General features: G+C 61.4%; 10 protein-coding genes. 5 read left to right on the top strand and 5 right to left on the bottom strand.

Annotated features, from left to right (window positions below; translation table 11 throughout):
• Positions 1-9: 9 nt before the first annotated feature.
• The 5 genes from KBY49_RS11335 to KBY49_RS11355 all read right to left on the bottom strand — a co-directional run bounded on the left by KBY49_RS11335 (position 10) and on the right by KBY49_RS11355 (position 5,106).
• A complete protein-coding gene (locus tag KBY49_RS11335; protein ID WP_254934937.1) occupies positions 10-1,278 on the bottom strand; it encodes a SufS family cysteine desulfurase in 1,269 nt (422 codons plus the stop codon).
• Positions 1,275-2,360 (bottom strand): SufD family Fe-S cluster assembly protein, encoded by a 1,086-nt coding sequence (locus KBY49_RS11340; protein ID WP_254934938.1) that lies wholly within the window; start codon positions 2,358-2,360, stop codon positions 1,275-1,277. Before KBY49_RS11340 ends, KBY49_RS11335 begins: the two co-directional genes overlap by 4 nt.
• On the bottom strand, positions 2,360-3,163 hold the full coding sequence (gene sufC, locus KBY49_RS11345) for a Fe-S cluster assembly ATPase SufC (protein ID WP_254934939.1): 804 nt from the start codon (positions 3,161-3,163) through the stop codon (positions 2,360-2,362). Before sufC ends, KBY49_RS11340 begins: the two co-directional genes overlap by 1 nt.
• An 83-nt stretch (positions 3,164-3,246) precedes the next feature.
• The gene (gene sufB, locus KBY49_RS11350; protein ID WP_254934940.1) at positions 3,247-4,689 is read right to left on the bottom strand and encodes a Fe-S cluster assembly protein SufB; all 1,443 of its coding nucleotides are present in this window, start codon (positions 4,687-4,689) and stop codon (positions 3,247-3,249) included.
• 12 nt (positions 4,690-4,701) lie between these two features.
• A complete protein-coding gene (locus KBY49_RS11355; RefSeq protein ID WP_254934941.1) occupies positions 4,702-5,106 on the bottom strand; it encodes a ferredoxin-thioredoxin reductase catalytic domain-containing protein in 405 nt (134 codons plus the stop codon).
• A gap of 184 nt (positions 5,107-5,290) precedes the next feature.
• Here KBY49_RS11355 and sufR point away from each other — a divergent pair, with 184 nt between their 5' ends.
• The 5 genes from sufR (at position 5,291) to KBY49_RS11380 (ending at position 9,050) form a co-directional block, all read left to right on the top strand.
• A complete protein-coding gene (gene sufR, locus KBY49_RS11360) occupies positions 5,291-5,908 on the top strand; it encodes an iron-sulfur cluster biosynthesis transcriptional regulator SufR (protein ID WP_254934942.1) in 618 nt (205 codons plus the stop codon).
• Positions 5,905-6,366: a hypothetical protein gene (locus tag KBY49_RS11365; RefSeq protein ID WP_254934943.1), complete on the top strand. Its 462-nt coding sequence runs from the start codon at positions 5,905-5,907 to the stop codon at positions 6,364-6,366. Before sufR ends, KBY49_RS11365 begins: the two co-directional genes overlap by 4 nt.
• Complete coding sequence (locus tag KBY49_RS11370; RefSeq protein WP_254934944.1) at positions 6,363-6,893, top strand: phycobiliprotein lyase; 531 nt, start codon at positions 6,363-6,365, stop codon at positions 6,891-6,893. Before KBY49_RS11365 ends, KBY49_RS11370 begins: the two co-directional genes overlap by 4 nt.
• A 121-nt stretch (positions 6,894-7,014) precedes the next feature.
• Positions 7,015-7,776, top strand: a complete 762-nt coding sequence (locus KBY49_RS11375) for a phycobilisome rod-core linker polypeptide (protein WP_254934945.1) — start codon at positions 7,015-7,017, stop codon at positions 7,774-7,776.
• A 212-nt stretch (positions 7,777-7,988) separates the two neighbouring features.
• Positions 7,989-9,050: a DUF4912 domain-containing protein gene (locus tag KBY49_RS11380; RefSeq protein WP_254934982.1), complete on the top strand. Its 1,062-nt coding sequence runs from the start codon at positions 7,989-7,991 to the stop codon at positions 9,048-9,050.
• Positions 9,051-9,124: the final 74 nt, after the last annotated feature.

The raw sequence follows: 9,124 nt of genomic DNA on the forward strand, positions 1-9,124 counted from the left end.
TAAACCGGCCTAGCTGTGTTCGCGCAGGAAGCTGATCGCCCCCTGTAATTCCTCGCCAAAGCGGTCGATTTCCTCAGGGGTGGTGGTGAAGCTCAAGCTGGCCCGCGCCGAGCCGCTGAGGCCATAGTGGCGATGCAGGGGCTGGGTGCAGTGGTGGCCACTGCGGATGCAGATTCCCGCTGAATCGAGCAGGGCGGCGATGTCGTTGGTGTGCAAATCCGCCACCGTGAAGGCCGCCAGGGCCGCACGATCGGGCTGCTGATCCGGGCTTGGACCCAACACTTCGACGCCCTCGATGGCCCTAAGGCGATCAAAGAGTTGGCGGGTGAGCTGCTGCTCGTAGGCGTGGATCCGATCCAGGCCAATGGCCTGCAGGTAATCGAGGCCAGCCCCCATGCCAATCGCTTCCCCGATGGCGGGGGTCCCAGCCTCAAATTTGTGGGGCAAGCCAGCCCAGGTGCTGTGGTCGAGATAGACGTCCTGGATCATTTCGCCACCACCCAAAAACGGGGGCATCGCCTCAAGTAGCGCCTCCCTTCCCCACAAAAAGCCCATGCCCGTGGGGCCGCAGAGCTTGTGGGAGCTGCCCACCAAAAAATCAGCCCCCAGCTCAACCACGTCCACAGGCAGGTGCGGCAGGCTCTGGCAGGCATCCACCAGCACCAGGGCCCCAACCTGGTGGGCCAGGGAAGTGATTTCGGCAATCGGATTAAGGCAGCCCAGGGTGTTGCTCACCTGCACCAGGCTCACCAACTTGGTGCGCTCGCTGAGCTTGGAGCGCAAATCCTCGAGATCTAGCTCCCCGGTGCCAGTAAGGCCCACGTGCAGCAGCTTGCAGCCCGTGCGCTGGGCGAGCAGTTGCCAGGGCACCAGGTTGCTGTGGTGCTCCATCAGCGTGAGCAACACCTCATCGCCGGGGCCCAGGTGCGCCTCTCCCCAGGTGCGGGCCACCAGGTTGATCGCCTCACTGGCATTGCGGGTGAAGACGATCTCATTGGGGCTGGCGGCCCCCACAAAGGCGGCCGTCTTGGCGCGGGCAGCCTCAAAACCTTCGGTGGCCCTGGCACTGAGCTGGTGGGCGCCACGGTGCACATTGGCGTTGTCGTGGTCGTAGTAGCGCTGCAACGCCTCGAGCACCTGCCTGGGTTTTTGGCTCGTGGCGGCGTAGTCGAGATAGATCAGCGGCTGGCCCAGGCAGGCGGTTTGGGCCAGCAGGGGGAAATCGGGGCGGGTTAGGGCCGCAAGATTCGCCAGCTTTGGTGCAGCCGCCATGGTCATCGGTTCGACTCCCCCAGGAGCGTGGCCAAGGGTTTCCAGGCCCCAGCTGCCGCCGGCATGGCGCGCAGCACCTCATCGCAATAGCCCCGCAACAACAGGCGGGCAGCTTGATCGGCACCAATGCCCCGGCTTTGCAGATAAAACAGCTCGTTTTGCTGGAGCCGGCTCACCGTCGCCCCATGGGCGCACTTCACATCGTCGGCGACGATCTCCAGCTCGGGCTTGGTATCCACCCGGGCGCGATCGGAGAGCAACAGGCTGCGGCTGAGCTGGGAGGCGTTGGTCTGTTGGGCTGCCTGCGGCACCTGCACCGCCCCATTAAAAACGCTGCGGCCTGCACCATCTGCCACCACCTTGTGCAGCTGGTCCAGTTCCCCGCCAGGGCCTCCAAAGACCACCCGGCTATGGGTATCGGCCATCTGCTTGCCATCCACCAGCTGCAGGCTGCGCAGCTGGGTATGGGCCTCGCCCCGGGTTTGCTCCACTTCCGGCTCGAGCCTCACCAACCCCCAGCCCCCTGTGGCCGTGGTCAGCTCCAGGCGACTCGCCGGCGCCTGGCGAATCACCAGCTGGGCCAGCAGGCTGGCCTGGGCGTTGCCCAAACCCAACACTCCCAACTTCAGCTCAGAACCTTCCGCCAGCTCCACCTCACTCAGCATGCTGGTCACATTGGCTCCACTGGAGCGATGCACCTGTAGCAACTCCAGACTGGCGCCAGGCTCCAGCACCAGCCGCACCTGCAGGGGCAACAGGCCGGGGGCCGAACCCGCATCCCAGGCCAATTCCAGGGGGCCCACCTCGCCGCTCACCTGCAGCGCCAGCACCTGGGGTTTGGCCGCCTGGTTTAGCTGCTGGAGCCAACCGCCAGGCCCCCGCAGCTCAGTAGGGGGTGCGATCCGACTAATCCCTGGGGGCAACTCGAGCCCCGCCAAAGGATCACTGGCGGCGAGCACCACCGGTTCCACGGCCTGCAAGAGGGCGAGATCCGTGAAGCGCCAAGCCTCATGGCGACGCCCCGGCAGGGGGGCACCGGCCACCTGGGCCAGCCAGCTGGTTTGGGGCTCAGCCGAAATCAAGGGCATCAAACCACCTCCGCCGGTTCCCGCTCGAGCCGGGCCAACTCCTGATCCACCCAGTCGTAGCCATCGCGCTCTAGCTCTAGGGCCAATTCCTTGGAGCCGGTGCGCAAAATTCGGCCCGCCGCCATTACATGCACGTAATCGGGGGTGATCAAGTCGAGAAGGCGCTGGTAGTGGGTCACCAACAGGGTGGCGTTATCGGCCGTCGCCAATTGGTTGACCCCAGCGGCCACGATCCGCAGGGCGTCGATGTCCAGGCCGGAATCGGTTTCATCAAGGATCGCCACCGCAGGCTCCAACAAGGCCATCTGCAGGATCTCGTTGCGCTTTTTCTCGCCACCGGAAAACCCCTCGTTCACTCCCCGCTCCAGGAAGGCCGCATCCATCTGAACAACGCCAAGGCGCCCGTGCACCAGATCTTCGAAGGCAAAGGTGTCGAGTTCTTCCTTGCCCAGCTCAACCCTGCGGGCATTGCTGGAAACCCGCAGAAATTCCAAGTTGCTGACCCCCGGAATCTCCACCGGATACTGGAAACCAAGAAACAGGCCCAGCCTTGAGCGCTGCTCTGGGGCCAGGGCAAGTAGATCTTCCCCCCGATAACGAACCGAGCCGGCAGTAACCGTGTAGGCAGGGTGGCCAGCTAGCACCTTGGAGAGGGTGCTTTTGCCACTGCCATTACGACCCATCACGGCATGGATTTCACCAGCACGCACCGTGAGGTTTACCCCCTTAAGGATCGGCTGATCCTCCACTCGGGCATGGAGATCAGAGATCTCAAGCAGAACTGGGGCGTCAGAGCGAATCACAGGGAAGCAAAAGAGAAAAGCTAATTAAATAGAGATTTTGCAAAAGGGAAGCTGCCCACCGAAACCTGGGCAACTGGCGGGCCCTAACCCACCGAACCCTCCAACTTCAAGGCGAGCAGTTTGTCGGCTTCAGCCGCAAATTCCATCGGCAACTGGTTAAACACATCTCTGCAAAAACCACTAACCATCATCGAAACCGCCTCTTCAAAACCGATGCCTCGGCTCTGCAGATAGAAGAGTTGGTCGGCGGAAATGCGACTGGTGCTGGCCTCATGCTCTACGGCCGCATCTGGCTGCTGAGAGCGGATATAGGGGTAGGTGTTGGCTGAGGCCTGATCACCAATCAACATCGAATCGCACTGGCTGTAGTTCTTTGCCCCTACGGCCTTTGGACCAATCTGCACCAACCCGCGATAGCTATTTGATGAGCGGCCAGCACTGATCCCCTTGCTCACAATCGTGGAGCGGGTGCGGGGCCCCACATGGATCATCTTGGTGCCGGTGTCTGCCTGTTGACAGTTATTAGTGAGGGCCACGGAATAAAATTCTCCCACCGAATCGGCACCCTGCAGCACACAACTTGGGTACTTCCAAGTAATTGCCGAGCCGGTTTCCACCTGGGTCCAGCTGATTTTGCTGCGATCGCCCCGGCACTGGCCCCGCTTAGTCACGAAGTTGTAAATACCGCCCACCCCATTTTCATCGCCCGCATACCAGTTCTGAACGGTCGAGTACTTGATCGAAGCGTCTTCCAAGGTCACCAGCTCCACCACCGCTGCGTGTAGCTGGTTGGTATCAAACATCGGGGCAGTGCAGCCCTCCAAATAACTGACCGTCGCCCCCTCTTCCGCCACTATCAAGGTGCGCTCGAATTGGCCAGTGTCGGCGGAATTAATCCTGAAGTAGGTGGAAAGCTCCATCGGGCAATCGACGCCCTTGGGAATAAATACGAAAGAGCCGTCACTGAAAACAGCAGAATTTAGTGCCGAGAAATAGTTGTCATTACTTGGCACAACCGTACCCAAATAACGCTCAATCAGATCAGGACGCTCCTTAACTGCTTCATTGAAGGAGCAGAAAATTACCCCATGCTTAGCAAGCTTTTCCCTATAGGTGGTAGCAATCGAAACACTGTCAAAAACCGCATCTACGGCCACATTCGAGAGCCGCTTTTGCTCAGTTAAGGGAATTCCTAGCTTCTCAAAGGTCTCCAGCAGCTTGGGATCCACCTCGTCGAGGCTGGCCTTCTTTTCTTGCTGCTTAGGAGCTGCGTAATAAATAATATTTTGATAATCAATCTCAGGGTGACCCAAGGCAGCCCAATCGGGCTCCTCCATCTGCAGCCATTGGCTGTAGGCCCGCAAGCGGAAATCAAGGAGGAAGGCAGGCTCCTCCTTTTTTGCCGAAATTAATCGCACCACCTCTTCACTGAGACCCTTGGCAATCTTTTCGGTTTCAATATCAGTGACAAAGCCATGCTTATACGGCTGTGAAACTAGATCCCCAACGGTGGCAGTGCTGCTCATGGGTGGTGTTGCCTATTCGGCGGCAAGCGATTTCACTTCTTCGAGGCTGATGGTCTGCTGTTCGCCACGGAAGGGGTTGTCTTCGGTAAGGAACAGCATGCAGTGGCAATCCTTGCGCTCGCGCATCGGCACGCAGGGGCAATTCCAAAAAGCCTGGGCAACCTCCGCTTCCTTGTCTTCGTAGTGGCGGCAGGGGCAGAGCGCTCCACCCAACTCATCCTTGTGGCGGGCCAAGCCGAGCAACACCACGGAGGTCACTCCGGGATCACTACAGAAATAGGTGCCTGTGCGCTGGGCGTAGGTCTCGGCAAACTTGCGGATTACCTCCAAGCTGTCTCCGGCGCCAGACTTGCCACCAGAGGGGTTAGCACCTGAAGCAGGTTGGGAGTCAGCAGGGGTGGCCGCAGCGTCGGACATGGCGTCAGGGGATCTCGGGAAGGGCGCTATCGAGATGGCCCAGGGCCATCAAACCCAGTTACGAAACATGGCCGTTTCGTTACCAAACCAGCCTAGGGCAAAGGCCCGGACCCTGGTGGGTCAGGCAACCACCCTCCCCAAGCCCTGCAGGGCCGTGGCAAGGTGTATGTGAACGCTGATTCCGATGAGCGCCACCACCCGGGAAGCCTGCCTCACACTGCTGCTGCGCCAGGGTGAAGCGACCGCCGCTGCCTTGGCCCAGCAATTGGAGGTGTCGGTGCAGGTGACGCGGCGCCACCTGCGCAGCCTCGAAGAAGACGGCCTGGTGCAGGCAAGCCCCGCTACAGAGGGCCCAGGCAGGCCCAGCAACCGCTGGCAGCTGACCGCCCACGGTCAGAACCATTTCCCCGATGGCAGCGAAAACTTTGCCCTCGGGCTCCTGAGCTCGATGGCCGGCAGCCTGCCCCCGGAACAGCTGCAGGGCCTACTTGCTCACCAGGCCCTGCAAAAAGCCGGTGACTACCGCGACCGAGTCGGCCAGGGAGACCTCCAACATCGCCTACAGCGCATGGTGGAGCTACGGCGCGACGAGGGCTATGTGGCCGAATTTGCCGCCGATGGGGATGGCTGGCTGATGAGCGAGTTTCACTGCTCCGTAGTGCGCATCGCCGAACAATTTCCCTGTATCTGCGACCAGGAACTGCAACTGATCCGCCACACCTTTCCCGATTGCGATGTGCAGCGGGTGCAGTGGCGGCTGGAGTCGGGCCACAGCTGCGGCTTCCGCCTGGCACCGCGGTGACTGCCGAAATAATCCCAAATGCGCCGGATGGCAGCCCCCTGAGCCTGGCCGAATTGGCAGAGCTCGAGGCCACCCTGCTGCCGGCCCTGGAGCGCCACCAGCTGCGGCTACTGGCCCATGGCCTACGCACCCTGCAGACCATCTCCGGTCGGCGTGATGGCGCAGTGCCCAACCGCGATGCAATCGAAGCCTGGGCCCTTAAGCAGCCCGCCTGCGCCGGGGATGCCAGCTTTGCCGGCGCCCTGGCAGAGCAATTGCTACTGACGGCCGACCAACTGCAACGAATCCGCGAATTCCATAAAAAACCCACCGGCGCCGTAGGCGGTGAGGGCGCCCTAGGCAGGGAGGGGCCCCTCGAGCTGGAACTGGCCGAGCTCTGCAGCTGGGCCCAGCACCAAGCCAATCAGCGGCTTGCGATCATCCCTGCAGCAGTTACCGCCACTTCAGCGCCGCCATGAGCCAAAGCATTGCCGATGCGCTCAGCTTCTTTCGCTTGAGCTGTGGCCGCTGGCGCTCCCAGCGCAGTAGCCACCACCTGCTGCATCGCCGCGCCGAAGCCGGGGGCTCCTTTATTGAGGTGGTGGAGCTCGATGGCAGCGACCCCCGCTTGATCGCCATCGCCGAACTGCACGGCAAAAATCCCAAGGAGCTAGTGGGCGGCTGCCGGGTTACATGGAACGCATCAATGGCCTGGGACAGGGCTGGGGAAGACCATCAGGGCGAAAGCGTTTTTGGCCTGATCCCCACCGATAGCCAGGGGCGCAAGGGCCTGCTTTTACGGGATCGTGGCTACGCCGAAACCGCGCCGGTGGCAGGCCATTTCGCCATGGATGGCCGCGATGAACTGCTGCTCACCACTGGCTACGAAATGATGAACAGCCTGGAGCGCTTCAGCTTCGCCGGGCCCAATGTGCGCCTGCGCACCAGCACGGTCGAAGGCCTCTCCAACACGGCCTCATTTTGCGTGGAAACTCGCCTGGCCTGAGCTCGCTGGCGGCGGCAAAAGCAAGGCTCTAAAACGTTACGGACTGTGAGTCCTGCCCCAGGCTGGCGAATCCTGCCTAGGGCACACTTCTACGATCACCGGATTCGGATGCCGATGACGCGTGGCCCTGCCTCTCCTTAAGTACGCACCCACCACCCAAAACGCCCGGGTGAACCCCCTTCGGGTGGGTTCGGATGAGGATCCAAAGACTGGCTCCCTAGACCAGGCCATGGGTTACGAAGACCAGAACTTCGTGATCGAAACGGCCTACCGCCAAATCTTTTTCCATGCCTTCAAGGTCGACAGGGATCCCTACCTGCAGAGTCAGCTGAGAAATGGCCAGATTTCTGTGCGCGACTTCATTCGCGCCCTGTGCCTCTCAGACACCTTTACCCGCAGCTTCTACAACCTGAACAGCAACTACCGGGTGGCCCGCCACCTGGTCGAGAAGCTGCTCGGGCGACCGGTTTACGGCAAGAGCGAAGAAATTGCCTGGGCGGCCGTGATCATGTCCCGCGGCATCAAGGGGGCTGTCGATGACATCCTCAACAGCCAGGAATACCTCGACAACTTCGGCTACGACAAGGTTCCTTTCCAACGCAACCGCGTGGTGGGCTCCCGCGACCTGGGCGAAACCCCCTTCAACATCACCAGCCCCCGCTACGAGGCCTACTACCGCAGCATCAAGGGCTTCCCCCAAATGGTCTACACAGGGGTCGCCAAGGCACTCCCCGAACGGGCCCGCCAGCGCCGTGGCGGCTCTCCGGAGGACTATCTGCCCTGGGTGCGCTCCATGCCCGCCATGCGAACCCGTGGTGGCGGATCCGGCAACATCGGCATGGATTACATGGCCAAAGTCCCATACCGCAGCATCGGCAAATAGGGGTAGCAAGGCAGCCACGAAGTTGGCATCAGCTTGCAAAAGGCGGCCCCTAGGCCGCCTTTTTAATGGAAAAAAGGCGTGTCGAATTGCACCCAGACGAGTCAGAAAATCCTGACGGGCTGCCTGAAACCAGGCCAAGGATGGCAAAGTCGCGTCACTGATCCCGAAAAAATCCTGAAGCCGTGACCCAGACCCTCGCCTCCCTAGCTCTCATGACCCTGCGACAGCTCCGCGAGGTCGCCAGCGAGGCGGGCGTCAGTCTTTACAGCCGCAAGTCCAAGGAAGAACTGCTCGAGGCCATCTCCTCCCGCAAGGAGACATCGAAGCGCAACCTCAAGGCGATCGAAGCTGAGATGGGCCCCGCAAAGCGGCCTGCGGCCTTCACCAATGTGGTGTTTCTGCCCCGTGATCCCCAGTGGGCCTACGTGTTCTGGGAAATCTCAGATGTGGATCGGGCCCAGGCAATTGCAGCTGGCGCCACCCAGCTTTGCCTGCGGGTCGCTGACGTGACCGGTCTTAACGGCGGCTCCTCCCATCCCCACACCCTCCAGGAAGTTGTGGTCAACAGCCATGCCACTGAGTGGTACTTGCCTGTCCCCATGAGCGACCGGGATTACCGGGTGGAGCTCGGCTACCGCACCGCCATGAATGCCAGTGGTGGTGGCTGGATCTCTCTGGCCTTCTCCTCCGTGGCCCGGGTGCCTGCCCTGCACCCCAGCGAGCAGATCCTTGACCAATTTGTTCCCTTTTCGCTCGACACTCCCCCCGCAGCCATGCCGGGAGCAACGCAAGCCCCGGCTTCCACCCCCACGGACACCGGCTTGCACGAGCGCCTTTATCAAACGGCCACTTCCCAATTCCGCCGCCTCGGCCGGGGCTCTGAAGCCTTCCACGAATTGGAAGCAGCTGGCCTCGATACAAGCGAGCTAAATGCTTCGGGAGCGGGCCTCTGGGCCAGCGGCCGCAATGAATCCGGAGTTGGCGGTGTGGCCAGCCGTCAGCGTTCTTTCTGGTTGGTGGCCGATGCGGAATTGATCGTTTACGGCGCCACCGATCCCTCGGCCCGGCTGACCATCGGCGGTGAGGTGGTGCCCCTCTCAGCCGATGGCACCTTCCGGGTGCAGGTGCCCTTCCGCGACGGTGAGCAGCTCTATCCGATCGAGGCTGTGGCAGCCGATGGGGTCCAGAAGCGCAACATCACCCTCCAGTTCAATCGCATCACCCCCGAAGACAACAGCAACCCAGCCGATAAGGCCATCGCCGAATGGTTCTAGGGGCCTGAAATAGGGCCAGTGGGAAACCTGGGCTCTGGCGCCCCAGGTCCATTGAGAGCCCGAAACCTTTTCTG

Origin of the sequence: Cyanobium sp. WAJ14-Wanaka, assembly GCF_024345375.1 — a bacterium.
GTDB lineage: Bacteria > Cyanobacteriota > Cyanobacteriia > PCC-6307 > Cyanobiaceae > Cyanobium_A.

Excerpts from the sequence above, each read along its gene's own strand:
- KBY49_RS11355 (WP_254934941.1), bottom strand. The coding sequence starts at position 5,106 with ATGTCCGACGCTGCGGCCACCCCTGCTGACTCCCAACCTGCTTCAGGT.
- KBY49_RS11340 (WP_254934938.1), bottom strand. The coding sequence starts at position 2,360 with ATGCCCTTGATTTCGGCTGAGCCCCAAACCAGCTGGCTGGCCCAGGTG.
- KBY49_RS11370 (WP_254934944.1), top strand. The coding sequence starts at position 6,363 with ATGAGCCAAAGCATTGCCGATGCGCTCAGCTTCTTTCGCTTGAGCTGT.
- sufR (WP_254934942.1), top strand. The coding sequence starts at position 5,291 with ATGAGCGCCACCACCCGGGAAGCCTGCCTCACACTGCTGCTGCGCCAG.
- sufB (WP_254934940.1), bottom strand. The coding sequence starts at position 4,689 with ATGAGCAGCACTGCCACCGTTGGGGATCTAGTTTCACAGCCGTATAAG.
- KBY49_RS11335 (WP_254934937.1), bottom strand. The coding sequence starts at position 1,278 with ATGACCATGGCGGCTGCACCAAAGCTGGCGAATCTTGCGGCCCTAACC.
- KBY49_RS11380 (WP_254934982.1), top strand. The coding sequence starts at position 7,989 with ATGACCCTGCGACAGCTCCGCGAGGTCGCCAGCGAGGCGGGCGTCAGT.